This window comes from Cohaesibacter intestini, assembly GCF_003324485.1.
Taxonomy (GTDB): Bacteria; Pseudomonadota; Alphaproteobacteria; order Rhizobiales; family Cohaesibacteraceae; genus Cohaesibacter; species Cohaesibacter intestini.
In genome coordinates, this window is sequence record NZ_QODK01000008.1 from 112,616 (window position 1) to 139,422 (window position 26,807).

A 26,807-nucleotide genomic window follows, 5' to 3' on the forward strand; every position below is an offset into this window, starting at 1 on the left:
CCGGCCCAAATTCAGACCAATGCTCCCTCACTTCAGTCCCTGTTTCTTGCCGTTCAAAGGATAGCTGAGGACGTCAATCGGCTCTCCCTTTGCGATGTGACGGTCCAGAATGCGGTCGATATCCTGCTCGTCCACCCCGCCATAGATCGTGCCTTCCGGCCAGACCTGAATGACAGGTGCAAGGCTGCATGGACCAAGGCAACTGGTCTTGCAACTCATCATGCCAGCCCCTTTGTCCCTCAGCTTCAAGCGGTCCTGCTCAGACCGGACATGGTTGAACAGGGTGCTTGCGCCCGCATCATTGCAGGCCCCACCCATACAGACCAGAAGACGATATTTCTGATCGGGCACAACACTTCCTTTGGGAATTTTGACAGCCTCCTGCACCACATCGCTTTGCTCGGCTGACCGGACGAGCGCGTCTATCATCTCTCCGAGCTTATCTGTCTGAGTGATGGGCGGATGGGCAATCCTGATGCGCGGGAAGTCCGCACTTTTGCGCTGTGCGATCCAGCGATGCACCGATTTCTTGATCCAGCCCGGAAAAGCCGGCTCCATCGGGAAGATCAGCGAGATGATGACGACCTCTTCGACCTTCTGGTCCGCGAGCTCTGTCAGGCGGGCACGCAAGGATGGTGTCCCAAGTTCCTGCAAGGCATAGGTAACGAGATAATGCGGATTTCTGGCAGCAATGGCATCGCACAATCCTTGCATTTCCTCTCTGGGTTTTGCCGCCATGGCGGCCTTTGCGAGCAACAGAATGGCTGGTTTCATTGGGGATCCCCACTCTCGATCGGCAACACATAAGGATAGGACTGAACAGCGCCGACTAGGGCTTCGACCTGATAGGCATGGCGGATGTGATTGGGCGTCAGAACTGCCTGCCACGATCCAAGAGCCCGAATGCGTCCCTCGGCAAGCAACGCCAGGCGGGAGCAATAGCGTGCGGCGAGGGAGAGATCATGAACGGCGATGATGATTGTCATCTCGGTCTCGGCAGCAAGCGTGCGGATGAGGGACATCGTTTCCATCTGATATTTGAGATCCAGTGCCGAGGTTGGCTCATCGAGCAGCAGGATCTGAGGCTCCTGCACAAGAGCCCGAGCGATGGCGACACGTTGGCGTTCCCCACCGGAAAGGGTGGACACCTCAGAAAAAGCGTGATGGACCATGTTGACCCGCTCAAGAGCGGCAATCACCATCTCGCGATCCTGTGCACCCAACTTGCCGGTCAAGTGTGGCGTGCGCCCCAACTGAACCAGATCGACCACGGATAGCGCCACATCATCCGGGATATGCTGGGGCACATAGGCAACATGGCGGGCATAATCGCGGCGTGGATAGGCCTCGATTGCCTTGCCCGCCACATCGATCTGACCGCTGTCAGGCGCTGCCAGCCGCGCCACACATTTGAGCAATGTGCTCTTGCCCGCTCCATTGGCCCCGAGCAGTCCGACGCATTCCCCCTTGTCCACGACAAGGGAAATCGCGTCAAGGATAGTGCGTTTGCCATAGGACAGAGTGAGTTTGTCTATGCGGATCATTGCATGGCCCTCCGGCGTTGTCTCAGGATCAAATGCACGAAGAGCGGTACGCCCACATAGGCCACGACAATGCCGACGGGGATGACTGCGGGTGAGAAGAGGGATCGGCCGATGGTATCGGCAACCAGCAGCAGAAAGGCCCCGACAATCATCGAGAAAGGCACCAGCCAACGATGGTCATTGCCGATCATCATCCGGGCAATGTGGGGCGAGACCAGCCCGATGAAGCCGATGACCCCGGTAAAGGCGATGATGCAGGCGGTGATCAACACCGAAAGCAGCGCCGTTACGAGGCGAACCTTTTTGAGATTGTAGCCGAGTGAGGCGGCGGTTTCTTCTCCGGCAGCCATGGCATTGAGCGCCCATGCCATCCGCCAGAAAATGGGCGCGGCAATCGCAAGCATCACGGCAGAGAAGCCTACCTCATCCCAGCTGGCCGCATTCAATGAGCCGAATGTCCAGTGAACGATCGCGGCTAGCTGCTCTTGCGTGGCAACAAATTGCAGGGTCGCGGTGAAGGCACTGAACAGATAGGTCAACCCGATACCTGCCAGAATGATCGTCGTTGCTGAGATGCCACTCAAACCGGCAATCCCCAGAACAATCCCGGCACACAGCATGGATGAGGCAAATGCGCCGCCAACCATCATGTAGGTGCCCAGTTCGGGCATTTGCAAAGCTCCCAACAGGATGGCCAGCGCCGCCCCAAAGGCCGCAGCGGGGGAAAGGCCCACGGTGAAGGGACTGACCAGCGGATTGCGCGTGATCCCCTGCATCATGACGCCCGCGATCGACAGCCCGGCACCGCCAACGAGGGCCATGGTGATGCGCGGCAGGCGCAGTTGCATCACGACCTTCTCCTGCAGAACGGACACTTCGGCAAACAGATTGGCGGGCAGGACGGGACCAAGAAGTATTTGAATGGCCTGAAGCAGTGAAATGTCATTGGCGCCAAGGGAAACCGCAAAGACCGACAGCAGAGCCAGCAGCAGCACGCCCGATAGGCAAATCAGGGAGGCACGGATGGTCCGGCGAGCATAGGCTCGCCGGATATCCCCCGATGGATCCTGAACGGATGACCCAGATGGGATGACCTCCGATGGAGAGAAGGCCCTGTTCATCACTGACCTGCTTCCCATTCGGTGGCCTTGGCCCAGTAGCGTCCCGGATAGGCGACACCCTGAAAATCCTCCAGCCATGTTTTCATCACCGCATCTGGATCAACATCTTCGAAGCGGTCTGGATAGAGCCATTTGGCAATCGACAGCGCGCCGATCATCTTGGAACAACCCCCAGCCAGATAGTAGTTCATGTGGTAGGCATCACCATTCTTGATCGCCGGCAGTGCGTCAAAACCAGGACGTTCCTTTAGCGCTTCAAAGAAGGCCTGTGAGAAGCTTGCCGGGTGAAGCGGATAGGAGCCGGGCTGAAGCTTGATGATCATGTCTGGTTGTGCCTTGAGGATTGCTTCGGGGTCCACTTCATGATTGTGGACACTTCCGCGCTCTTTGGGCTGGGTTTCAATATCGACATGTTCAAAGATATTGCGTCCGCCAGCCGCTTCGATCATGTCATGCCAGCCGGAGCCACGCAGCACGGAACGATAGGGCGTTTTCTCCTCGAGATAGACCGTCTTGCGCTCTGCGCCTTCAAGCCGCTCTTTCAACAGCGCCATGTTGCCGGTATAGAAGGCGTTGAGCTTGGCGGCCTTTTCCTCGGCGTCGAACATCTTGCCAAAGGCGGTAATGTTGGAGACATGCTTGAGGACATCCCAGCCGGTCAGTACCACAACAGGAATGTCGAAAGGCTCGAGCGTCTTGATGGCCTCCTGCCAACTGCCGTTGCGGGGGAAGATCACAACATCGGGGTCTTGTGCAATGATCGCCTCGTAATTTGGCTCTCGCTGCCCTTTCCCGACAAGCATACCCTCCTTGAGGTCCGGCCAGTAGGTGGGATCGCGCGTCACCCAACTGTCGACACCGACGATCACGTCCATGTCAGCCACCGCACGAATGAACTCAGCATTGTAGCGGTTGAAGACGACTGCGCGCTTCAATGGTTTGTCAAAGGTCAGCGTGCGACCGCTGTCATCGGTGATGTTGATAGGGGCTGCAGTTGCAACAGAATAAGTCGCGGCAAATGCCACAAAGAAGGCGATCGCGCGCGCCAGACGCGATAGGCCGGATAGCCAGATATTGGAAAGCAATGTCCCGTACTCCAGATGCGGCAAGGCAACCGAAGTCGGGCAAGTCTGATGCAATCAGATTCAATATGGCGAAGACGCAGAGACATGCGCATTGTCATGAGACCCTCCTCCAGGACACCCCGCCCGGGTTGAATGATTGAATGTCGGCAGGTCTCCTGGCTTACAGGTCATTGCGCTCCCCGGCCTTCCCAGATTGGTACAATCCAGTGGCCAGCTTGAGGGCGCTCTCTGTTTACAGTTGCGGGGACAGCTCCGGATTTGTGACAGGCTCATGCATCTGCCACGCACCGAATTCCCTTTTTATTCCGTTAAGGAAACCGACGAACAGATATATCCACTATGCGGCAGCAGCTGTCAATCGGGGATCTATCGCTTTGTCTGAAATCAGCCAGCGATCCCGGAAACCGCTATTCGAGATCGGCGCCCATGCGAACAGACAAGCGTTTCGCGATTCGTTTGACATTGGTAATCAGATTTTCACGGTCCGTCTCGTCGGCATCTTCAATCAGCAGACTGACGGCGATGCCGGCAATCGGCGTGTTCTGAGAGTCCAGAACCGGGGCACCGAAGCAAATGATGCCTTCTGCCACTTCCTGATTGTCGATGGAGTATCCACGCTTGCGGATGGCCGCCAAATCCTCCAGCAGCCCATCAATCGACTGTTCGCTGAAAGGTGTGCGCGGTTCTGGCAACCCGTCTGCATAAAGGCGCTTGACTTCGAAATCACTCATCGAGCTGAGGAAGGCCTTTCCCGTTGCCGTGAAGGCTGCGGGAAGCCGCATTCCGGCACGAAATTCTATCAAAGAGTGACTAAATTCGGAATTGCGCGCGGCTATATATACAACTTCTGCTCCGTCTCTGACCGTCAATGTGATGGTCGCTCCAGGCATTTCGGTCTCGGTGTCCCAAATGGACGCAAACTCTGTTGCAACGTCAGATTGTCGATTGAAGGCATTGGACCAGCGCATGACATGGGGGCCCAACTGGTAGGCTTGATCGGACCGCTTGATCAGCAGATTTAGCTCCACAAGCGTTTGACAAAGCGTATGAACCGAGCTTTTCGCAAGATTCAATTCCTGCGCCAGTTTCGACACGGTCGGGTGTGTCCGACTGCGAGCAACAAAATCCAGAATGCGCGACGCTCTTTCAACCGCAGGCACTAGTTTTGGTGTTGGATTGTCCATAATTCCTCGTCGTCTTTTTTTGAAGTTTCTTTTCTATCTTGACAATCTTCCATACACCCGGATATGGTTTTGTACATAGAAAGACGTTCCATATACTGAACAATAAACATATATCAGAACATCTTTCAAGGCAAAAGTATTTGACATTTTGTCACATATTCACCGTGTGGTTGGGGAGGAGCGCATGGCCTTGAGTGTTAGAGACTGGGCGACCAGATTCAGTCAAGCCTCGGACAATGATGCCGCCATTGGCGCAATGGCTCGTCACTTTACCTGCACCTACCTGCTGGATATGGGCCTCGCCAAGGCGATCGTTCGTATGTTGGATGGCAAGGTGCATGAAATCAATATCAATCCCGGCCCTCTTGATTCCTACGATTTTGCCTTGCGTGCCAGCCCAGATACCTGGCGGGAATTTGCGCAGCCTATTCCCAACCCGATGTATCACGGCATTTGGTCTGCGAGCTTCCGGCGCGATCTCAAGCTGGAAGGCAACTTGCTTGTCCTAATGCAAAATCTTCGCAATTTCACCATTCAATTTGAGCTGTTGCGCAAAGTGGGCGTGCCTGTCTGAGCCAAACCGCTTGCGGCGCCACAGCACACGGTCACGATACAAATTCTTTAGGGGGAACCTGATGGTCAAGCACTCTCCGGTTGTGGGTCGGTATGTAACCATCGATGTGGATGGCTGCGAATATAAGGTCTTCTATCTCCGCAACGGACAGGGGCAGCCTCTTGTCTGTCAGCACACGGCTGGTTGTCACAATCATCAATGGCGCGATCTGCTCGAAGATCCGGACATCACAGCCCGGTATGACGTCATCGCCTATGATCTGGCCCGACATGGCAAATCGGATCCGCCGACAAATAAGGAATGGTGGAAAGAGGAATACAAGCTCACGGCCGACCACTTTATGAAGTTCATCCTCGCCTTTTGCGATGCGCTGGAGCTCGAAGATCCGATCTTTATGGGGTCGTCTTTCGGTGGCAATGTTGCGCTGCAGCTGGCCCTTCATCACCCCGACCGCTTTCGCGCCGTCATCCCGGTTGAGGCCGCCGAACATGCGCCGGGCTTCTTTCTGGAATGGTGGCGTCACCCCCATGTCAATGCCGCTCAGGTCTGCGCCTCTGGTGTGTGGGATCTGATGGCCCCGCAAAGCCCCGAGCAGGATCGCTGGGCAACATGGCATTACTATACCCAAGGCTCGGAAGTGTTTCAGGGCGACCTCTATTTCTATTCGATAGACCACGATTTGCGAGGCCGCCTTGCCGAGATCGATACGGCCCGCTGCCCGGTCGTGATGATGACCGGCACCTACGATTATCTCACCCCACCGGAAGCAACCGAGAATACGGCACGTCAGATTCCGGGGGGCATCTATATCGAAATGGAGGATATCGGGCATTTCCCGATGTCGGAAAATTATCCGCTCTTTGCGGTTTATCTCAAAGAAGCGCTGCGCGTGATCGAGAACCGAACCTGACGCAAGGGTCGGGAATGGAATGCAACAAATTTATTCGGGAACAGGCATATGAAGATCATTGAATTTGATGAAAAGGGTCAAAAGATTGCGACCGATGCCAGCGCGATCGGCCAGACAATCGGCTCCGACAGTCTGGCGGCACGACCGGCTTCGCAATCCAAGGCTTCAGCACGCAGAGGCGGAGAGTCTTCCGGCATCGAACTGCATATGTTTCAGACCGGAACGCTGCGCACGAAACTGAAATATATCAAGATGAATCAGGGCGAGGATGACTTTGAAATTCCCGTGCCATGGTTCCTGATCAAGCATCCGGCGGGCAATATCGTCATCGATGGCGGCAATGCAGTGGAAGCGGCCATCGACAAGCGCGGCCATTGGGGCGCTGTGGTGGATGCCTATGACCCCATCATGGACCGGTCCGAAAACTGTGTTGACCAGTTGCGTGCAGTGGGCGTCGACCCTGCCTCAATCCGCTATGTGTTGCAGTCGCATTTGCATCTGGATCATACCGGTGCGATTGGGCATTTTCCCAACGCCCAGATCATTTGCCAGCGCGCCGAATATGAATATGCCTTCAAGCCACAATGGTTCTCGGAAGGGGCTTATATTCGCGCCGATTTCGACCGCCCGGGTCTGAACTGGAAGTTTCTTGGAGGCGAATATACCGACAATTTCGACCTGTTCGGCGACGGCTCCGTCCGCATCATCTTTACGCCGGGCCACGCCCCCGGGCATCAGTCTTTCCTGATCACGTTGCCACGAACCGGGCCGGTGCTGCTGACCATCGATGCGGCTTATACGGTCGATCACTGGGAGAATAGGGCATTGCCCGGACTGGTGCACTCATCAAGCGATGCAGCCAACTCGGTCGAGAAATTGCGGCGGATCGCAAGTGACACAAACGCAATGGTTGTGACCGGCCACGACCCGGACACCTGGCAAAGTTTTTTGAAGGCACCGAATGATTTTTACGACTGAGCAATAAGGCAAGGCTCGGCAAACGGGCATGGGGAAGAGGAATACCCATGCTCATTTTAGGCGGGGATTTCTCCGTTTGGAACGACCCTGACAACGGCACTGGCCTCAGGGGTGAATTTAGGAGGAGACATAGATGAAATTGTTCAAGAAAGCTGTTGTGGCTTTGGGCCTTGTCGCATTTGGCGCCATGGCCGCACAGGCAGAAGGGGTTGATGAAATCAATCCCGATGTTGCCAAGCGCCTGTATAACAAGGATATGCTGGATCCGATGCAGCCTGTTGGCCCAAGCCCGCTGCGCGACTTCAAGGCGAAAAATCCACCTCCATGGAAAATCGGTTATGCGTCTTCTTATGCGGGCAACACATGGCGCGCCAACGCTATGGAAGCTTTGCAGAAGGAAATCATTCCAAAATGGAAAGATCTGGGCCTGATCAGTGAAGTGGTCGTTACCCAATCCAACCTTAACGACTCAACTCAGATCCAGCAAATGCGCCAGCTGGTGGATCAGGGCGTTGATGCCATCTTTGTTTGTTGTTCAAACCCCACAGCGCTGAACCAGACCATCAAATATGCCTATGACAGGGGTGTGCCTGTTTTCTCGATGACCGGCTATCTGACCGCCCCGACCGCAGTCAATTCGTCCGTGAACTATCAGGTCGCGGGTTTTGAAATCGGCAAGCGCATGGCTGACGAGCTGGGCGGCAAAGGCAATGTCCTTGTTGTTGAAGGCATTCCGGGCACCTCCGGTTCCGACAGTCAGGACCGCGGCGTCAAGGCCGGTCTGGCAACCGCGCCGGACATCAAGATTGTCGGCTCCATTGCAGGCATGTGGACCGATCAGGTGGCACAGGGCGAAGTTCAGAAATGGCTGGCCACCCATCCGGGCAAACTCGACGGTATTGTCGTGCAGTCCGCCGCTGAAATGGGTGTTATCCGCGCGATCAAACAGTCGGGTCGTCAGGGCGTCAAGATCGCCGTCGGCGGTGAGCGCGGTGCTTTGTGCACCTGGCGTAAAAATCCGGACCTGATCAATGTGGCAGTCCAGACTTGGCCACCAGCAGACGATGTCAATCTCATCTGGCGCATCATGATGCGGACCCTGCAGGGTCAAGGCCCTAAAGTGCAGTCCGTGCTGGTGGATCCGGTGGTGATCACGCATGACGATGTGATGAAATTGCTGCCTGAGGATTGCGATGAGAATGCCCAGAACTGGCTGAATGTCGGTGCGGATGCCTGGGGCTCGACGGAGTATCTCAACCAGTTCTTCGTCAATCCGGCAGACCCGACCAAATACAAGCCTTGATCTGATCGGAACTGTTCCGAACGGATCCTGATCTGAGACTACCAAACAACGCCGTCGCCCTTTCAATGCCCTTGCATCAGCAAGGGCGACGGCTCCCCCTACGCTCGCGAACCTTAACATTCCAAGCGAATTGAGAAGCCCAACCATGTCATCTGCCCATCCATCACAAAGTCAGAATCGCGAGACGATCTCTGTGCGCAATGTGAAGAAATTCTTCGGGCCAACCCGTGCGCTGGACGGGGTGAGCTTCTCCGCCCGCGCAGGTGAGGTGCATGCGATTGTGGGCGGCAACGGGTGTGGCAAGAGCACAATGGCGAAGGTCGTCTCGGGCATTCTGCCCGTCGATAGCGGCTCGGTGTCCATTCTGGGCGAAGCGCCTTCCACCCCGGCAGAAAGCAAGGCGCTGGGCATTTCCACGGTCTATCAGGAAGTGCTGGTGGCCGATGAATGCACGGTCGTGGACAATATCTTCATGGGATCGGACGCGCTCTTCTCAAAGAGCATGTCGCAAGACCACAAGGTGGCCCGCGCCGCCGCATTGATGCAGGATCTTGCGGGCGAACCCGTCGATCCTTTCGCCTTTGTCGGCACGCTGCCGCTTGGTCTCAAGCAATGGATCACCATTGCCCGTGCCTTGGTTAGCGATCCCAAAATTCTGATATTGGACGAGAGTTCCGCAGCGCTCGATCTGGACAGCACAGAGCGGTTGTTCGCCAAAATGCGGGAATTACGCGATGGCGGCACGACAATCCTGATCGTGACCCACCGCATCGCCGAACTGATCCGGATTTCTGACCGTGCAACGGTTCTGCGCGACGGACGCGATGTCGGTGTCCTCGAGAAAGAACAAATCACCGAGAAGAACCTGCTTGCGCTGATGACCGGAGACGAAACCGCCGGACAGGCGGTTGATCTCGAAGCACCGCAACCTCAGAGCGATGAGCTCGCCATGAAAGCCGAGGCCATTTCGCTGGTCGACGGAACAGCCCCTTTTGATTTTGAATTAAGACGCGGCGAAATTGTCGGCATCGCAGGACTGGATGGCCAAGGGCAGGATGCCTTCGTTCGCGCCTTGGCCGGGGTTGAACCGGTCAAGGGTGGCTTTGTCTGGGTGTCAGACCGACAGGGGCAGTTTTCAGTGGTCCGCTCACTGGCTGATGCTGTGAAGGGCAGAATCGCCTATGTCTCTGGTGACCGGAAACGCGAGGGGATTTTTGCCTCCCTGTCCATCTTTGAAAATATGGTCATGCCACTCTATCGCGAGAAGAAACGGGCGGGCATTCTGGGGCTTGTGGACTTCGCCACCCTTGTCACCATCTTCAAGCGCGAAGCCGACAATCTGATGATCAAGTTCGGCGTCAAGGAAAATCCCATCACCTCCCTTTCAGGCGGCAACCAGCAAAAGGTGCTGATCGGGCGCGGCTTTGCCATGCGGCCCGACGTGATCGTACTGAATGACCCGGCGCGTGGCATCGATGTTGGTGCCAAGACCGAGCTTTACAAACACCTGCGAACCTTCGCCAACGAGGACAAGTCGGTCGTCTATATGTCCTCCGAGCTGGAGGAATTTATCGGCTTTGCGACGCGCATCATCGTGTTTCGCAACGGCATGCCTTTCGATGCCTTCGATGGCCGCCAGTTTGATTCCAAGCAGATTCTGGAAGCGATGTTCGGGCAGACCGATGGTCGCGGGCTGGATGCGCCTTGGGGGCTGAAGCCCGGAGGGGCGACCGTCGCACCTGAGCGCGTTGACCCTGTCGTTGCCCAGCCTGTCGCTACCCAGTCCGTTGTTGCCAAGCAAGCCGAGCCAACGGATGGGGGGATGATGGTTCCTGAAGACAGCGCACCGATAAAGGCCAAATCGGATGAGGCAACCACCTCCGCCCCTCAGCGCCCCGCAGTCCGCCCCATTCGGATCGTCGAATTCGATGCCAAAACCGGCCAAGCCCGCGCCATCGGTTCCAAAGGGGGTGCCGCATGAGCGATGCAAGCATCAACAAAACAGACGCCATGATCGAGCAGGCGAGCGATAGCGCCAAACAGGCACAAGGCGGGCGGGCAAATCCGTTCCTTCTGGTGCCGATCACCTTGTTCTTCCTGCTGTTGGGGCTGGCAGCGCTGCGTTCTCCCAGCTTGATGACTGCATCGGGCATTGGTGGCGCGATTGTCGTCGCAACGCCGCTGGTTCTGGCCACCTATGCCTTGATGGCGTCGGTCATTTCCGGGCGTGGCACGGTGGATTTGTCAATCGGGCCTCTGATCAGCTTCATCAACGTGACCCTGATTCAGCTTTATGCGATGGGTCTGTTGCAAAATCCGATCTCGGTCTTTCTCTATGCCCTGTTTGTCGGTGCAGCCTATCAGTTTTTGTTTGCGCTGGTGGTGCTCTATGTGCGGGTGCAGCCGATCATCGTGTCGCTCTCCGGCTATCTGGCCTTGTCGGGGATCAATCTGGTCATCCTGCCACGTCCGGGGGGTATTGCGCCTGAATTCATGGCTGAATGGGGTCTTGGCACATCCATATTTTCGCCGGTTTTCGTGATCCTGATCGTGGCAACATTGGCCTGGCTATTGTTCACCCGCACCGCCTTTTACACCCACTTGCGGCTGATGGGGTCTGATGAGCGGGCGGCCTACACGGCCGGTGTGCCGATCTATATTGTCCGCATTGGAGCGCACCTCATTTCCGGCTGCTTTGCGGGCCTGACCGCGATCGCCTTTACCGGTCTGATTTCGTCCGGCGATCCGTCGCAGGGCACCACCTACACGCTGATTTCGGTCACCGCTTTGGTGCTGGGCGGGGCGTCTCTGGCCGGTGGTCGTGCCGGTGTCTTCGGGTCATTCCTTGGAGCAGTGAACCTCTATCTGATCACCTTTGTGCTGGCGACCTTTAATTTCGGCGCGGTGCAGAGCTTTGTGACCAACCTTGCCTATGGCTCCATTCTGGTCATTTCTCTTCTGCTGACGCTGATCATCCCCTTCATCACCCGTCACATCCGCAATTTCTCGCCGCTTCTGTATTTTGTGGCCCTCGGTGTGGTGGCGATGGGCATAATTTTGCATTCCACCAACGATATCGATCCAAGAGCGCGCAACAGGACACCAGCACCGACCCAGAGTGCTGAAACCACCATTGCGCCATTGGCTCCGATTGAAGCTGAGGCTTTGTATGTGGCGCCGCTGGAAGTCGCTACGCCAACCGCCAGCGACGAAGCCTTGCGCACCATGGCAATGCCGCTGGTGCTGTCCGTGCTGCTGCTCGTCTTCATTGCGGTTTTCGTAAGGATCGCCGTCACACAGTCCGACCGGCGGACGGTTGCCCCGGTTGTTGCAACGGTTGTCGCTGCGCTGGTGCTCTATATCGCGTTTGTCATGCAGGACACAGCCAAGATGCCCGCCACGAAACTTCCCAACTCTGAGTCTCCTGACACTCAGACGCCTGGTTCTCAGGCACCCAGCTTGCAAGGGGAGGATAGCCAATGACATCCATGTCAACCCAGCCGCGTCTGAGCTTGCCGGTGACCATCATAGGGCTGGCCATCGCCATCATTCTCACCGCCATCGGTGTGGTATTCGGCTTCATGCAGGACCTGTCCGTACAATTGATCATCCTGTCGGCCATCTCCACTATGGTGGCCTTCATGTGGGGCTGGCGCTTTGTCCTTGGCCAATTTGCCAACCACTCTGCCAAGGATGAACAGCAGGACGAAGAAGGCTCTATCAGTGAAGGCCGCAAGGTCTGGCTGCAATTCAGGGCTCCGCTCTATGGATTGCTGTTCCTGCTGGCGCTGTTTCTAATCTTGTCACTGACGGTCGAGAGCTTCTTTAACATCTGGAACATCGTTTCCTTTCTGATCATCCTGACCATCATCGTGCTGACCCGCACGCTTGGCCGCCATTTCGAGCAGAACAGGTCCGCCTTCATTGGCATCATGGTCCTGTGCGGTCTGTTTTCCATCGGCTCGATGAATATCGAGGGCTTCGCCTCGGGTGCCAACATCAAGGCGATGTTGCTCTTTGCCGCCTTCCTTGGCATCGCGTCGGTCGGACAGACTTTGGTGGCGTTGCTCGGTGGGCTTGATCTGTCGATCCCCTTCATCATTGGCGCGGCCAATGTGGGCCTTTTATATCTGATCAGCCTCGGGGTGCCGTCATGGCTGGCCGTGATCATTGTTTTGCTGACCGGCGCGATCCTTGGGGTCATCAACGGGCTGTTGAGCTTTCGTTTGCAGGGACAGGCACTGATCGTCACTTTGGGGACCGGCTTTGCCATCTCGGGCGGCATTCAGATCATCACCTCGATCGGTTCGGCCTATTCGGGCAATGTGTTTGGCCAAGTGCCTGCCTGGCTGTCCAATCTGGCCGCGATGAATGGCACCACCTTCGGTCTGCCATTCCCGCCTGTGATTGCCATCTGGGGGCTGGTGCTGATCCTGCTGACCGTCGGCATGAAATACACCGTGTATGGGCGATACCTGTATGCGCTGGGCGTCAATCGCACCTCCGCCAGCCGCGTCATGGTTTCAGAGCTTGGCTATTGGGTCACCATGTATGCCATTTCCGGTTTCTTTGCCGCGATGGCCGGGGCCTTGCTGTTGGGCTGGTCCGGTGGCGGCTTCATCGGCGTGGGCGATCAATATCTGTTCCTCACACTGGCGGCGGTCGTCGTGGGGGGAACGTCCCTTCTCGGCGGTCAGGGCAGCTATGGCTTCACCGTCATCGGGGTGCTTGTCTTGCAAGTTCTTTCATCCTTCCTGATTGGCATCGGTCTCGACTTCGAATGGCAGCAATTCATTTTCGGTCTGCTCATTCTGCCGATGGTCGCGCTCTATGCCCGCTCGCCGCATATCAGAACGCAAATCTAGGAAGATGGTTATGAGATATCTGTTTAATCGTCCAGGGAGGACATAACATGGCGGTTTTCGAAACGGCTGATATCACAGCGGTCAGTTATTCGACGGCGCTCTTGGGTCTAGTCGCAACAAGTGTTCTGCTTTTCATTGGGTCTGGTTGGGCGGATCGCAGCTGGAAATTGCCGGTCACCCTTTGCGGTATCGCAGCACTCGTCGGCGTTGGGGCCGTCTATGAGGCGAGGGAAGCCTGGATGGCGGCGCAAAAAGTACCCGTCGGCTATCATTATGTCGGCTGGGCGGTGTCCATGCCGCTGCAAATTCTGGCGCTCTATTTCTTTGCGGCGCGATCTGGGGAGCTCGGAGCAGGTCTGTTCTGGCGTCTGGCCATCGTGTCCAATCTCATGGTGTTTGTTCGCTATCTTGGCGAGGCAACATTGATGAATGCGACGCTGGCCTTTCTGATCGGACTAGTCCTCTGGCTCTACATTCTCGGAGAGCTGTTCTTTGGCCGCATGGATGAGACGGTCCGTGGTTCCTTGAGTGAGCCGGTCCAGCGGGGATATTTCTGGCTGCGACTGATCGTGACCGTCGGTTGGGCAGTTTATCCCCTGGGCAACTTCCTGACCTCTTTCAGCGGCTACGTCGATACCGGGGCGCTTTCTGTCACCTACAACATTGCCGATTTCTTGAACCGTATGGCTTTTGGCGCAGCCATTCTTGCGACTGCTTTGCTTGAGAGCAAGGAGACCGAAAATGCGTAAGCCGTCACTGCCACAATCCATCCATACCTCAATTTTTCAACATGAAGGGGAAGCCAAATGAAGGGTGCAGACTTCATCGCAATTATCATTTTGGCGGCGATCGTTATCGCGGTCTGCGCCTATCTCTTGCATTGGCTTTATCGCCGATCAACCAAGGACATTTCCTTTGTTCGCACGGGCTTTGGTGGTGAAAAGGTCGTAATGGGCGGGGGCGCCTTCGTCCTCCCGATCTTGCATGACATCACCGATGTCAACATGAACATGTTGCGGCTCGAAATCATCCGGGCAAGAGAGAAATCTCTCATCACCAAGGACCGGATGCGGGTCGAGTTGACGGTCGAATTCTATGTGCGTGTGGCACCCAATGAAGAGGCGGTTGCAACGGCCGCCCGCTCACTGGGCAATCGCACCATGCATGCCGAGCAGCTCAAGGATCTTGTTCAGGGCCGCTTCATCGATGCCATGGGGGGCGCTGCTGCGACCATGAGCCTTGAGGAAATTCATGAAAACCGTCAGGCCTTCGTCAAGGAAGTGCGCAGGGAAGTGGCTGAGAGTCTGGCCGTGGATGGGCTGGAACTGGAATCGGTCTCCCTCACGTCCCTCGATCAGGCTGATATCTCGCTGTTCGATCCGTCCAACACCTTTGACGCGCAAGGTCTGACGATCCTGACCGAACAGATCGAAAGCCGAAAGAAAAAGCGCAACGATATCGAGAAAGACTCGATGATTGCCATTCACTCCAAGAATCTGGAAGCGGAAAAACAGTCGTTGGAAATTCAACGTGATACCGAATATGCCCGGCTCGCCCACGAGGCAGAAGTGTCTGTTCAGCGCGCCCAGCGCAAGGCGGAAATTTCCAGTGAAAATGCGGCACGTCAGCGGGAAATCGAGGAAGTGCAGCTGCGCGAACGCGAAGCGGTCGAGCGTGCCCGGATCGCGATGGAACAACAGATCGAGATGGTCGAAATCAAACGCCAGGAAGCTCTTGCACTGGAAGAGCAGGCACGCGAAATCGCCGTTTCGACCAAGTCCAAGGAACGGTCCATGGCTCAGGCCGAGGCCGAAGAGGCAAGGGCAAAAATGGTCGAGGCTGCCGAACGCGTTCAAACCCTGCGCGATACCGAAATTGCCACCCGACAAAAGGCCATTGCCTTGCTGGAATCACAGAAACTTGCCGAAGCCGAGGCAGCCCGTATCAAGGTGCTGGCAGAGGCCGAGAAGGCTGCTGCTGAAGATCGCGCCAAGGCCGATGGCATTGCCGTGGCTGCAATGGCCGAGCGTTACAGAGTGGAAGCGGAAGGCAAGCGCGCCCTCAATGAAGCGGAAAATATGCGGTCCGATGCATCGCGCCGCAGTGGTCTGCACAAGTCTCTGGTCGAAAAACTGCCGGACATCATCCGCGAAAGTGTCAAGCCGATGGAGAAGATCGAAGGCATCAAGATCCTGCATGTCGATGGCCTGCCGGGCTTCTCCAGCACAGGTGGTGCTGGGACAGGCGGCGCAGGGGCACCCGATGGTGAAGGCGCGTCCCCACGGGAGGGCAATCTCGCCGATCAGGTGGTCTCATCCGCTCTGCGCTATCGATCTCAGGCGCCCTTTGTCGACCAGCTTCTGGGAGAAATCGGCTTGAATGCGGACAATGTGCATCGCACGCACACGCTGCAGGACCTCTCAAAGATTGTCTACACGGAGCCAAATGGTCCGTCGGATGCGCAAGACAAGGCCGCCAAGAGCCCCAAAGGGCCCAAGGACAAGCCGACGAGTGATCCCAAGCAGGTGAACTAGAGCAGCTTGAGCCGCGTGCGTCATCACGCCTTGAAGCAATGGGCATCCAATGCCTCTCCGGGTGACATTCAACCCCGGAGAGGGTAGGGAGTGAACGGAATGTTGAAGCTATCCATTACGGAACGCGATTTGTTGGTCCATGCCAACTGGGCCGTGCTCGGCCTTTGTGGGACTGCCTTTCTGCTGGAAGGCTTCGCGACCGACAGTTTCCTGCTTTCTCTGGTGGGGATCTGCGTGATTGTGGCCGGATTCATCGCACATATGGTGATCAATGCCATCGCCGGGACCGCCTTCTCATCGGGCGAGACTGCGCTGGGAATGGGTTTGTTCGGCATCGCGATCCTGGTATTCATTGCAGCCTGGCTTCAAGGGGCTTTGTCGATGTCCGACTATTGGTCCGGACTGGCTCTATTTGCCGTCCTCACTGTTGGTCTGCCGGTCTACATGGCCACCCGCTACGGTTTGAGAGGCGCGTTTTCCCATTTTCATAAAACACATGATCCGATGGGAAAGGCCGGGAAATGAGTGTTGCAACCCACATGATCTGGCTGCCTCTGCTGGTTCTGGCCTATGGCCTTATGATTCTGTATTGGGCGCGGATTGCGGTCAATGAGGGTGGCACACAAGATGGCTTCTTCTCCGCCGGGCATGCGTTGCCTGCATGGGTGGGTGCCTTGATGCTGGCAGGTGCAAGCCTGTTCATCTGGTTGCTGTTCGTGGGGACCGAGCAGATCGCCCAAAGCGGCTTCACCTTGCCGGTCTTGTTGCTGGCAGGGGTCATTGTGCCGTTGCCCGGTGTCATCTTCTTCAAGCGCAGCTGGTTCATTGCCGAGCGCATGCGCATCTCCTCACAGGCCGACATCTTCCGGCTTTATTATCAAAGTCCACTCTTGGTCTGTTTCTCTGTTGTCGTGGCGTTGCTTTTCGCTCTGGGATTTTGCGGATTGCAAGTGCGGTTTCTGGCCCATCTTGCAGAGGCTCTGACCGATGGTACAGTTTCGCAACTGGGCGCTTCGGTGTTCTTTGCTGCCATTCTGGTTGCCGGCGTCGGCATTGGTGGCATGCGGTCGATTGGCTATCTGGGCGTGCTCCAAACGGTACTGGCATCGTTGGCAGTCATTTTGCTGGCAGGCTTTTCTCTCGTCTATGTTGGCGGCTTTGAGGCCCTGAATGCCAAGCTCCTTGCCTATTCGCTGATCGAAGGCAATGGCCACTTTTTCGAAGTCGGCAAGGTCATTGACTTCACCGCCGGGCTGGGGCGAGGCGGGCCTGTCGCCGGGTCGCAAACCAGCCTTGCCAACCTGTCGCTGGCCTTCGCCTTGATGGGGTTTCAGGCGAGCCCTCTGGCCTTCAAACTGATCCTGTCCACGCGCAGTGCCAATGGCCTTGCAACGGGACAGACATGGGTGACTGCTGGCTTTATTGGCCTGCTTGTGGTCTTTGCAATCGGTCTGATCGGCGCTTCGGGACTGGTCGAGACGGATCTGCAGCTTCTGCCTATGTTGCGCGACATCATGGCTCAGTCACCATGGTTCGCAGCGGTGATCTTTCTGGGTCTGCTTGCCGGTGTTCAGTTGCTTGCAGGCCTGTCTTTGTTCGTGGCCGCGGAAGGTCTGATCCGGCATGTCTACAAGCCTTTTTTCCATTCAAGACTGACCAAGCGAGAAACCGTGATGCTGACGCGGGTCGCGATCGCCATTCTGGCGGTTTTGGCAATGATTTTGCAGAATATCGCACCCGTGACCCTGTCGGCGCTGGCCGCTTTGGCCCTGCCACTGTCCTTCCAGCTCTTCACACCGCTTCTGGGCGTGGTCTGGTTTGGCTGGATCACCCGACAGGCAGCGGTCGTCGGTGCGGCTTTCGGGGCCTTTGGCGTCATTCTGATGGAACCATTCGGCTATCAGATTTTGTCTTTCTTTGGACTGGAACTGCCGTGGGGGCGTTGGCCCTGGACCATCCATTCGGCCCTGTGGGGCATGGTGCTCAACGTGACTGCCGTCCTGATCATTTCCGCAATTACCAATCGCGATACGCTGGGGCGGGAAGCACGGGATGTGCGCGCCATGCTGGCCGGATTGGCCGATCATGGGGGGAGCCATCGTGCGCTCAAGTCAGCGGCATGGTCCCTGACGCTGATCTGGTTTTTCCTCAGTGTCGGTCCAGGGCTGATTTTTGGCAACAAAGCCTTTGTTGCGGGAGCGCCAGACCAACCCGTCTGGCTGCTCGGCATGCCATCCCTGTGGGCTTGGACGCTGGGCAGCTGGATCTGTGGCGTCGGTCTGGTCTGGTTTCTTGCCTACAAATTGGAGATGGCGAGCCCGCTGAAGGTGACCATTGCCGCTTATAAGCCGGTTGAACGTCTCAGACAGGATCAATCTGACAGGGAAGCAGAAAGGCTGCGTGCCTTGGTCATCGCCGGGGCCATCGCCTTTGGTCTGGCTGTGTTGACCGCCTTCAGTTTCGGGTCTTGAGCGTGAGAAATTTCTGGGAGGAGAAGAGTATGGATCCATTTATTTTCAATACGTCGCGATCAATTCGGTTCGGCGTTGGGCTGGTCGCCCAACTCGGAGAGATTGTAAAGGCGGAGGTGGGGGACCGGATCATGGTCGTGACCGATCCGGGCATGATCGCCACCGGTCTGGTGGACCAGGCCCTCAAAGCGCTCGAGGCAGCAGGGGTCGCGGTTGAACTCTTCTCGGACGTGGAAGCCGATCCGCCTGAGGCTATCGTTCTCGCAGCCGCCGATCAGGCGAGAGAAAGCGATGTTGATGGCATCCTTGGTTTTGGCGGTGGATCATCTCTTGATGTGGCCAAACTGGTTGCCTTGTTGGCCAGAAGCGGCGAAACCCTCAAGGATGTCTATGGCGTTGGCAATGCCAAGGGACCGCGGTTGCCGCTCATTCTTGTGCCGACAACGGCTGGCACAGGCTCTGAAGTGACTCCCATTTCCATTGTCACCACCGGCACCAACGAGAAAATGGGGGTCGTCTCACCGGTCATTTTGCCCGATATCGCTCTGCTCGACCCCGCGCTAACCTATGGACTGCCGCCTCACATCACGGCGGCGACGGGCATTGACGCTATGGTCCATGCGATCGAAGCTTATGCTTCGGCCAGTGCCAACAACAATCCGGTCTCGCGGATGTTGGCGACACAGGCTCTTTCCCTTATGGGACCGTCCGTGTTGCAGGCCGTGCAGAATGGAAGCGACAAGGAAGCGCGCGGCAACATGTTGCTCGGGTCCATGCTGGCGGGACAGGCCTTTGCCAACTCACCGGTGGCCGCGGTCCATGCGTTGGCCTATCCACTCGGTGGCCATTTCCATATTCCGCACGGATTGTCCAATGCGCTCGTGCTGCCGCATGTGCTCCGCTTCAATATTGTCACATCCCACGAACCCTATGCGCAGCTGGCACCTTTCGCCTTTCCTGAACTCGCCCGTCTGGAAGGGCAGGAACGCGCCGCCGCCTTCTGTGATCGCTTGGCCGAGCTGGCGGTCGAATGCGGACTGCAACCCAATCTGAGGGCCATGAATGTGCCGGAGGACATGCTGCCAAAGCTTGCCTCGGACGCAATGAACCAGACACGCCTTCTCGTCAACAATCCTCGCCCGGTGGAAGAAGCGGACGCACTCGCCATCTATCAGGCTGCATTTTAAATGACATCAGAAAGGATGGGATGCCATGTTGGAGCTTTCCGATCAGAGCCTGTTGGAACACCGCGCCTTTCTTGGGGGGGAGTGGGTCTCAACCGGCAAAACCTTTTGCGTAACGAACCCTGCGACCGGAGAAACCATCGCCGAAGTGGCGGATCTATCTGCGCAAGATGTGAAAAAAGCCATCGATGCGGCCTATGAGGCGCAAAAGGCTTGGCGATCAAAAACCGCCAAGGAACGCTGTGCAATCCTGTTGCGTTGGAACGATTTGCTGCTGGAGCATCAGGATGATCTGGCCAAAATCTTGACCGCCGAAATGGGCAAACCTCTCGCTGAAGCCAAGGGCGAAATTGCTTACGGGGCATCCTTCATTCAGTGGTTCGCAGAGGAGGGGCGCCGGGTCTATGGCGATGTCATTCCGGGTCATCAGGAAGACAAGCGTATCGTCGTGATCAAACAGCCCATTGGCGTTGTCGGATCCATCACCCCTTGGAATTTCCCAAATGCAATGATCTCCCGCAAGGTGGCACCTGCCTTGGCGTCGGGTTGCTCCTTTGTGGGCCGACCGGCGGAAAAGACCCCCTTGTCTGCCCTTGCCATGGCGGTACTGGCCGAACGGGCAGGGGTCCCCAAGGGGGTGCTGTCGATTGTCACCAGCTCGGATTCCAAGGGCGTTGGGCTTGAACTCTGCACCAATCCCAAGGTGCGCAAACTCACCTTCACCGGCTCAACCCAGGTTGGGCGCATACTCATGCAACAATGCGCCCATGACATCAAGAAACTGTCTCTGGAACTGGGCGGCAATGCGCCATTTCTGGTCTTTGATGATGCCGATCTCGACAGCGCGGTCGAGGGGGCAATGATCGCCAAATATCGCAATTCCGGTCAAACATGCGTGTGCGCCAACCGCATCTATGTCCAAAGCGGCGTGGCCGAGGCCTTTACACAGAAGCTGGCCACCGCCATCAGCAAGCTCAAGGTCGGCAACGGCATGCAGGAGGGCGTCACCATCGGTCCGCTGATCGATGAGGCCGGGCTTGGGAAGGTTGAAGACCATATTGCCGACGCGGTGTCGAAAGGGGCCAAGGTCAAGATCGGTGGCAAGCGATCCACGCTTGGCGGCACCTTTTTCGAGCCGACCCTGTTGTCCGGGGTCAGTGCGGGCATGAAAGTGCTGTCCGAAGAGACATTCGGACCCGTCGCCCCGGTGATCACGTTCGAGACCGTGGACGAAGCAATAGAGCTTGCCAACGACACTGAATTCGGATTGGCCGCTTATTTTTATGCGCGGGACATTTCCACCGTCTGGCGGGTCGCAGAAGAGTTGGAAAGTGGCATGGTGGGCATCAATACCGGCCTCGTTTCCACCGCAGAGGCACCCTTTGGTGGTGTCAAGTCTTCCGGTCTTGGTCGCGAGGGTTCCAAATATGGCATAGAGGACTTTCTGGAACAGAAATATCTCTGTTACAGCGTCTAAAAACAGCAGGGACAGATCGGCCACTCGGCTGATCTGTCACGCTTTTCTTTGAGGCAATTGTCAGCTGGCGAAGAGCCGCTTGCGACGGGGGCAAAACGAGCTTTGATGAAACAATATTGCACCGCATTACGCCGCTTCGAGGCCTAACCTGCAGATTCTCTTGCCTTGCAGGATACATCTGTTTCCTATATGTTCTTGTCGTCAAATCTAAGCTCGGATGAAGTGAATTACCAATGCGCCAATCGCTGAGAGTCAAAGCAATCGGAATCTGCGACGACAAGATTGCCAAGAAAGGCGAGACGGTCGGTCTTTCTTTCTACGCGTTCTTTGCGAACAAAAATGATGATCCAGAGCTGCTCATGGAAGCAGCCGAATGGTGGATCAAGACCCATGAACTTGATCATTTCGAGAAGGCGACAAAGATCCGCGACATGATCCGTTCGGGCGCTTGAGCAACGTCAACAAGGTCCGCACAGTGTGATTTCACTGCCTGGTTATGCTGCGTTGTGCGTTAATGTCCGCAGTCGAGGAACGCACTGCAAGATCAGATCCTGACTCGCATGGAAGCTTGGAGCCAAGTTTGCAAATCACAACCACGATAAACCGTTTTCAATTTGTGACGAGATGTTGCAGATCACGAATTGCCTTTCCTGTCCATCAAGATCCATAAGGCATCCTTATCCTTGAGAAAGTGGAGAGGTGTGGGTGGGCTATCTTGATATCAAGAAAAGATATGAGGATTTGGCGGAGTGACGCACCTGCACACGATCGAACTGCAAGTGAACAGACTCTGCCAATACTCTGCCGTAAATTTTGACAACTGTCTGTTTGGTCTCGCATCGTTCTGCAATCGTCTGCAAGAACTTACATATGCAAAGAGCAGCCAAACAGTTTGAAACTGGCTGTTTTCTAGTAATTTTTGTGGGAAGAGAATGGTGCTGCAAGAGAGAATTGAACTCTCGACCTCTCCCTTACCAAGGGAGTGCTCTACCACTGAGCTACTGCAGCATTCTTTGGTGTTTTGGGCATCGGAAAGTGTCTCCCGATGCGGGCGGTTTTTTGCATACCGAATTTGATTATGCAAGCACCATTTTGAAAAAAGCGGTGAATTTCGTCTGAACTGTGAAAATCCTGCCATGAAAGGGGGATGCCTGTTGATGAAGCGTCTCAGAATGCACAGCACCAAATGAAAGCTGCGATCAAGCTTCGCCGTGGATGCAATTCTGGCAGCACTAACCAATTTCCCTAAAAATGCCACAGATAGCCCAGAAATCTCCATATTCTGGTCTTTCTTGTCGGTTGCATTTGGTATAGAGCAAGGTCCAAGAGATTGACTCGTCGGTTCCGCCACCAAACGGAACAAGGCGAAAAAGATAATCGAAATTGATTTGAAGACGATGTCCAACGCTGATCACACCAAAGACGAAACCGAATCCTCTGACTCGGCCGACCGCAATGGCAAGGCGTCCGATGATCGGCAGGCTCGTCTGTCGAAGGCGCTGCGGGACAATCTGCGCCGCCGCAAGGCACAGGTCAGGGCACGCAAGGCACAAGATAATGCGGGCGACACCTCGTTGGGGCAAAATGCCCCATCCGGCGACGATCCATCCCGTCAAGATTCTTGAGCCGAGTGGATTGCCTAGCGGACGGAACCAGAATCAATAAAAGCGGGAACCCGCAACAGGGCTCCGGACATGAAGCCGGGCACAGAACAATGTCAGCCGAGGCTGGCTGACAAGGGAAAGAGAGAGACATGGACGCAATTCGTATTGTAGGTGGTGCCCAGCTGAATGGTGTGATCCCGATCTCTGGAGCAAAGAATGCAGCTCTGCCATTGATGATCGCATCCTTGCTGACGGATGAGGAACTGATTCTGGAAAATCTGCCGCGCTTGCGCGATGTGCAACAGCTTCAGCAGATCCTCTCCAACCATGGCGTCAGCTACATGATTGAAGGCAAGCGTCCGGGACAGGATTCCATGGCCGGTCAGGTGGTCCACCTGCAAGCCAAGGAAATTATCGACACCCGTGCCCCCTATGATCTGGTGTCAAAAATGCGTGCCAGCTTCTGGGTGATCGGACCGTTGCTTGCCCGCATGGGCCAGTGCGAGGTTTCGCTGCCCGGTGGTTGTGCCATCGGGACACGGCCTGTTGATTTCTTCATTGACGGCCTCAGAGCCATGGGTGCCGAGATCGATATCGACAAGGGGTATGTGGTTGCCAATGCACCGGATGGCCTGAAGGGGGGTGAATACACCTTCCCGCGCATTTCCGTTGGTGCAACCCATGTGCTGATCATGGCGGCCAGCCTTGCCAAAGGCACGATGGTGCTGAAAAACGCTGCCCGTGAGCCGGAAGTGGTGGATTTGGCCAACTGCCTGATCGCCATGGGGGCCAAGATCTCTGGCGCCGGCACCGACACCATCACCATCGAAGGGGTCGAGAAACTGCATGGCGCGCGCCATTCGGTTCTGCCGGACCGCATCGAGACCGGCACCTATGCGATGGCCGTTGCCATGACCGGCGGCGATGTGATGCTTCAAGGGGCGCGTGCCGATCTGCTGCAGGCCGCTCTCGACATTCTGGCCGAGACCGGCACCAAGATCGAACCATCCAGCGAAGGCATTCGCGTCTCCCGCAACGGCACCGCCTTGAAAGCCGTGAATGCAACGACGGATCCGTTTCCCGGCTTCCCGACCGATCTACAGGCCCAGTTCATGGCGCTGATGACCATGGCCGAAGGCACCTCGACCATCACCGAGACCATCTTCGAGAACCGCTTCATGCATGTGCAGGAACTGGCCCGTCTGGGCGCGAAAATCTCTCTCGATGGCCAGAAGGCGCATGTCACGGGCGTTGACAAGCTGACCGGGGCGCAGGTGATGGCAACCGACCTTCGCGCGTCTGTTTCGTTGGTGATTGCCGGTCTGGTGGCCGATGGGGAAACCAAGGTCAACCGGGTCTATCACCTTGATCGTGGATTCGAGCGCCTCGAAGACAAGCTGGCTGCCTGTGGCGCAACAGTGGAGCGTATTTCGGCCTGATCGGTCCATAAGGGATCGCCTTCACGGGCAAACTCTTGTTTTCCCGGCGTGATCTTCCTATTTGTGGGAAGTGATACATAAGCCCACGCCCACCATGTGCGCCTTCAAGGAGTGAATGATGTCGATGCTCAAACTTGCCGCTCTTGATGCAGAAGACCTTCAGGTCGTCTCAAGTCAAATTCAGGATGCTGTTGTGCGCGTCGGTGATATTCACTGGTTGCGATCAGAAAACCGTCTTGTGGTCCGCATGAACCGCTTTGCCTGGGAAGAGGCCGTTACCCAAAAACGTCGGATATTCGGTCCCAAGCCGACCTACGAACGCCATGAGGCCGTGCTGCACTTCGACCGGGTCTCTTCCGTTCAAGGCCGCAACATTCGCACAGGTGCACAAGATGCTGTGCTCAACCTGCTCTCCGCAAACTTCGAGCCGCAAGGGGAGGGGCCGGACGGCATCATCTCCCTGATCTTTGCTGGCGATGCCGAATTGCGGCTCAGCGTTGAATGTATCGAAGCCCAGTTGGCCGATACCGGAGCCGCTTGGGAAACAGAGAATCTCCCAGAGCACGAAGCCGCCGAAAGCTTCGAGAAACAGATGGCCAGCAAAGGCTGATCAAGCGCGAATGATCGGACCCATCAGCGGCCTCGTTGAGCCGCTCAAACAAAAAAGCGGGGCATGTATCGCGCCCCGCTGATCAACAATTCCCTGCCTAAAGACATCTTTGCATCAATAGACTTTGGCTTTCTCGCGGATGCTTTGCTCCAGCGCCGCATAGGCCCAGCTGTCGCGTCCGCCACGTTGTTCAATTTCGAACAATTGCTGTCGCGCAGCGCTCATTTTTCCTTCGGAAACCAGCCCCTGTCCCATATAGGAACGAGCGAGGGTGTAGTCAGGATCAAGCTTGATCGCGGCTTTGTAATAATCCATGGCGCGATCAAAATGGCCAAGTTTGCGGTGAATGAAGCCTTTATAGTTGAGCATCCGTGGATCATTCGGATTGGCCGCTGCCGCAATCACCTCCAATGCCCAGTCATAATGACCGGCATAGGCAATCTCGCGCACCGCATCATACAATTGATCATCGCTGAAAATCTTCGAGCTTGGTTTGCTGCATTTGCCTGTGTCGGGGTTGAACACTTCCCCCTTCTCGCAGTCTTTGGTCGTCGGGGTCGGCTTCGGCGGGGCACTGGTGTCAGACCCGACCGCCAATGCGGCGCTGCCTGACGCAAGAGCGAACCCGGCGGCAAGGGCTGTTGCAAGAATGGTTTGTTTCATCATCGTTCCTCATTATGGGTGAAGGCAATATTCTTGTTTGGTTATGGGCTTTATACGCAAGCCAACCCGATCAGGGTCAGTATGAAAACACTATCTTCCGATTTTGGCCGCTCTGAGGCCGACATTCGCTTAATAGTTCCGACCATCAGGGCAGGCAGACAACATGGCATCAATGGCGTTGGAAGAGCCCCTGAGATGCAGATCGAGCTTTGAGACCGAAGCATTGAGCATCGCCCGGTTGCCCTGTCGCAAGGCATCCAGCAACCCGTCATAGCGATCAAACAGCACCGACAGCATCGGGCCTTCCATTTCCCCGGTGGAAAGGGTGCCTGGATTGGGAAAGAAAGAAGTCTGTTGCTTTCGGATGACTGAGAAAAGAGCCGGGACCTTATCACTTTCCTTGAAGCCTCCCGGATCAATGGCAAATCGTGCCTCGACTGCCCCGACATCGCTCTGGCATTCCAGCATCAACAGGGCTTCGTCCCGGGTGCAGGTTTCATAGCGCGCCACGCCACCTTGCTCGGCGGCACCTCCAGACCAAAGATACCCACCCTTGCATGGGCCGACCACGTTTTTGGTGGATCGATAGGGTCCTGTCCGCTCGCGTGCCCTTTGTACTTGACTGGATGTTTTGCCGGCAATGTCCATCGGCTTGTCGCCATGGCGCGTCGCTGCGATTGGTTGCCTGAGGCCTGAAACGGGGTCATCTTTCAGGGTCACATCGCCTGCCAGAATAGTGGCAATGGTCTTCAGATCGCCTGCTGGCTCGCGCCGCAAGATACTCCATTCACAGCCACCAGACCCACAATAATCAATATCCTCAATATGCAGGATAATCTCATCCACCTTGTCGTTGGGCAGATCGAGATCCATTTGCCAGATATGGACCGTTGGATCTCCCATATAGGTTTCCTGCAAAAAGGCCTTGAGGCCAGGCACAGCATCCACCGCCACTTTGTCTGCCTCTGGCGGGGTGGTCATCCCGACGGAAGGCGTCAGAAATGCAAGGCAAAAGAGACTGGCAATCTGGCACAAACTGGAACGGGGAAACGGCATTTTGGCATTCTCCAAACAAAATTAGCTTGTATGTTCAAGGCGCTAACTGTGACAGAAATATCGACTGGATGCCAGCCTTGCAACAGGAACCTCTGCATGTCCCGCGTGAACAGCCATGGAAAAGTCGTGGTCGCTCCTGAATTACGGGCTACCCCTCTTGCGTGCTTGGCCGGAAACTCCCATAAAGACTGCCGAAAAACACCAA

At 56.2% G+C, this 26,807-nt stretch carries 24 protein-coding genes, 1 tRNA gene and 1 riboswitch; of the genes, 17 read left to right on the forward strand and 8 right to left on the reverse strand.

Annotated features, from left to right (window positions below):
* Positions 1 to 27 precede the first annotated feature (27 nt).
* From DSD30_RS20215 to DSD30_RS20235, 5 genes are all read right to left on the reverse strand, one after another.
* Positions 28 to 774: a (2Fe-2S) ferredoxin domain-containing protein gene (locus DSD30_RS20215; protein WP_114011562.1), complete on the reverse strand. Its 747-nt coding sequence runs from the start codon at positions 772 to 774 to the stop codon at positions 28 to 30.
* Entirely contained in the window at positions 771 to 1,544 is a 774-nt protein-coding gene (locus DSD30_RS20220) for an ABC transporter ATP-binding protein (RefSeq protein WP_114011563.1), read from the reverse strand. Before DSD30_RS20220 ends, DSD30_RS20215 begins: the two co-directional genes overlap by 4 nt.
* Positions 1,541 to 2,665, reverse strand: a complete 1,125-nt coding sequence (locus DSD30_RS20225; protein WP_114011564.1) for a FecCD family ABC transporter permease — start codon at positions 2,663 to 2,665, stop codon at positions 1,541 to 1,543. The genes DSD30_RS20220 and DSD30_RS20225 overlap by 4 nt, the downstream gene beginning before the upstream one ends.
* Positions 2,665 to 3,750 carry an ABC transporter substrate-binding protein gene (locus tag DSD30_RS20230; RefSeq protein ID WP_114011565.1) on the reverse strand — a complete coding sequence of 362 codons (1,086 nt, stop codon included), beginning with the start codon at positions 3,748 to 3,750 and terminating at the stop codon, positions 2,665 to 2,667. The genes DSD30_RS20225 and DSD30_RS20230 overlap by 1 nt, the downstream gene beginning before the upstream one ends.
* Positions 3,751 to 3,878: 128 nt before the next feature.
* Positions 3,879 to 4,087, reverse strand: a riboswitch (cobalamin riboswitch).
* A 70-nt stretch (positions 4,088 to 4,157) separates the two neighbouring features.
* Positions 4,158 to 4,934: an IclR family transcriptional regulator gene (locus DSD30_RS20235; protein WP_114011566.1), complete on the reverse strand. Its 777-nt coding sequence runs from the start codon at positions 4,932 to 4,934 to the stop codon at positions 4,158 to 4,160.
* Positions 4,935 to 5,118: 184 nt separating this feature from the next.
* On the opposite strand from DSD30_RS20235, the gene DSD30_RS20240 reads away from it, so the two are divergent.
* The 14 genes from DSD30_RS20240 (at position 5,119) to DSD30_RS20305 (ending at position 21,682) form a co-directional block, all read left to right on the forward strand.
* Positions 5,119 to 5,508 carry a hypothetical protein gene (locus DSD30_RS20240; protein ID WP_114011567.1) on the forward strand — a complete coding sequence of 130 codons (390 nt, stop codon included), beginning with the start codon at positions 5,119 to 5,121 and terminating at the stop codon, positions 5,506 to 5,508.
* Between the two features lie 61 nt (positions 5,509 to 5,569).
* Positions 5,570 to 6,418, forward strand: coding sequence for an alpha/beta fold hydrolase (locus tag DSD30_RS20245; RefSeq protein ID WP_114011568.1), 849 nt, complete (start codon positions 5,570 to 5,572; stop codon positions 6,416 to 6,418).
* 207 nt (positions 6,419 to 6,625) lie between these two features.
* Entirely contained in the window at positions 6,626 to 7,396 is a 771-nt protein-coding gene (gene attM / locus DSD30_RS20250; RefSeq protein ID WP_114011609.1) for an AttM family quorum-quenching N-acyl homoserine lactonase, read from the forward strand.
* A 133-nt stretch (positions 7,397 to 7,529) separates the two neighbouring features.
* The gene (locus DSD30_RS20255) at positions 7,530 to 8,699 is read left to right on the forward strand and encodes an ABC transporter substrate-binding protein (RefSeq protein WP_114011569.1); all 1,170 of its coding nucleotides are present in this window, start codon (positions 7,530 to 7,532) and stop codon (positions 8,697 to 8,699) included.
* A gap of 145 nt (positions 8,700 to 8,844) precedes the next feature.
* The gene (locus tag DSD30_RS20260) at positions 8,845 to 10,680 is read left to right on the forward strand and encodes a sugar ABC transporter ATP-binding protein (RefSeq protein ID WP_114011570.1); all 1,836 of its coding nucleotides are present in this window, start codon (positions 8,845 to 8,847) and stop codon (positions 10,678 to 10,680) included.
* The gene (locus DSD30_RS20265) at positions 10,677 to 12,182 is read left to right on the forward strand and encodes an ABC transporter permease (protein ID WP_245418561.1); all 1,506 of its coding nucleotides are present in this window, start codon (positions 10,677 to 10,679) and stop codon (positions 12,180 to 12,182) included. Before DSD30_RS20260 ends, DSD30_RS20265 begins: the two co-directional genes overlap by 4 nt.
* Positions 12,179 to 13,564 (forward strand): ABC transporter permease, encoded by a 1,386-nt coding sequence (locus tag DSD30_RS20270; protein WP_245418562.1) that lies wholly within the window; start codon positions 12,179 to 12,181, stop codon positions 13,562 to 13,564. Before DSD30_RS20265 ends, DSD30_RS20270 begins: the two co-directional genes overlap by 4 nt.
* Positions 13,565 to 13,611: 47 nt before the next feature.
* Positions 13,612 to 14,313: a bacteriorhodopsin gene (locus DSD30_RS20275; protein ID WP_114011571.1), complete on the forward strand. Its 702-nt coding sequence runs from the start codon at positions 13,612 to 13,614 to the stop codon at positions 14,311 to 14,313.
* A 57-nt stretch (positions 14,314 to 14,370) separates the two neighbouring features.
* Positions 14,371 to 16,098: a flotillin family protein gene (locus DSD30_RS20280; RefSeq protein WP_114011572.1), complete on the forward strand. Its 1,728-nt coding sequence runs from the start codon at positions 14,371 to 14,373 to the stop codon at positions 16,096 to 16,098.
* A gap of 99 nt (positions 16,099 to 16,197) precedes the next feature.
* The gene (locus tag DSD30_RS20285) at positions 16,198 to 16,623 is read left to right on the forward strand and encodes a hypothetical protein (protein WP_114011573.1); all 426 of its coding nucleotides are present in this window, start codon (positions 16,198 to 16,200) and stop codon (positions 16,621 to 16,623) included.
* Positions 16,620 to 18,569, forward strand: a complete 1,950-nt coding sequence (locus tag DSD30_RS20290; protein WP_114011574.1) for a hypothetical protein — start codon at positions 16,620 to 16,622, stop codon at positions 18,567 to 18,569. Before DSD30_RS20285 ends, DSD30_RS20290 begins: the two co-directional genes overlap by 4 nt.
* 29 nt (positions 18,570 to 18,598) lie before the next feature.
* Entirely contained in the window at positions 18,599 to 19,756 is a 1,158-nt protein-coding gene (locus tag DSD30_RS20295) for an iron-containing alcohol dehydrogenase (protein ID WP_114011575.1), read from the forward strand.
* Between the two features lie 25 nt (positions 19,757 to 19,781).
* Positions 19,782 to 21,230, forward strand: a complete 1,449-nt coding sequence (locus DSD30_RS20300) for an NAD-dependent succinate-semialdehyde dehydrogenase (RefSeq protein WP_114011576.1) — start codon at positions 19,782 to 19,784, stop codon at positions 21,228 to 21,230.
* Positions 21,231 to 21,463: 233 nt separating this feature from the next.
* Positions 21,464 to 21,682 (forward strand): DUF6500 family protein, encoded by a 219-nt coding sequence (locus DSD30_RS20305; protein ID WP_114011577.1) that lies wholly within the window; start codon positions 21,464 to 21,466, stop codon positions 21,680 to 21,682.
* A gap of 481 nt (positions 21,683 to 22,163) precedes the next feature.
* Here the strand turns inward: DSD30_RS20305 and DSD30_RS20310 are convergent.
* Positions 22,164 to 22,238, reverse strand: a tRNA-Thr gene (locus tag DSD30_RS20310).
* 389 nt (positions 22,239 to 22,627) lie between these two features.
* On the opposite strand from DSD30_RS20310, the gene DSD30_RS20315 reads away from it, so the two are divergent.
* The 3 genes from DSD30_RS20315 to DSD30_RS20325 all read left to right on the forward strand — a co-directional run bounded on the left by DSD30_RS20315 (position 22,628) and on the right by DSD30_RS20325 (position 24,883).
* Entirely contained in the window at positions 22,628 to 22,855 is a 228-nt protein-coding gene (locus DSD30_RS20315) for a hypothetical protein (protein WP_114011578.1), read from the forward strand.
* A 128-nt stretch (positions 22,856 to 22,983) separates the two neighbouring features.
* Positions 22,984 to 24,273, forward strand: a complete 1,290-nt coding sequence (gene murA / locus DSD30_RS20320; protein WP_114011579.1) for a UDP-N-acetylglucosamine 1-carboxyvinyltransferase — start codon at positions 22,984 to 22,986, stop codon at positions 24,271 to 24,273.
* Between the two features lie 118 nt (positions 24,274 to 24,391).
* Entirely contained in the window at positions 24,392 to 24,883 is a 492-nt protein-coding gene (locus DSD30_RS20325; protein ID WP_114011612.1) for a DUF2948 family protein, read from the forward strand.
* Between the two features lie 114 nt (positions 24,884 to 24,997).
* On the opposite strand, the gene DSD30_RS20330 is transcribed toward DSD30_RS20325, so the two are convergent.
* On the reverse strand, positions 24,998 to 25,546 hold the full coding sequence (locus tag DSD30_RS20330) for a tetratricopeptide repeat protein (RefSeq protein ID WP_245418563.1): 549 nt from the start codon (positions 25,544 to 25,546) through the stop codon (positions 24,998 to 25,000).
* Between the two features lie 129 nt (positions 25,547 to 25,675).
* Entirely contained in the window at positions 25,676 to 26,602 is a 927-nt protein-coding gene (locus DSD30_RS20335; protein ID WP_114011581.1) for a hypothetical protein, read from the reverse strand.
* Between the last annotated feature and the right edge of the window lie 205 nt (positions 26,603 to 26,807).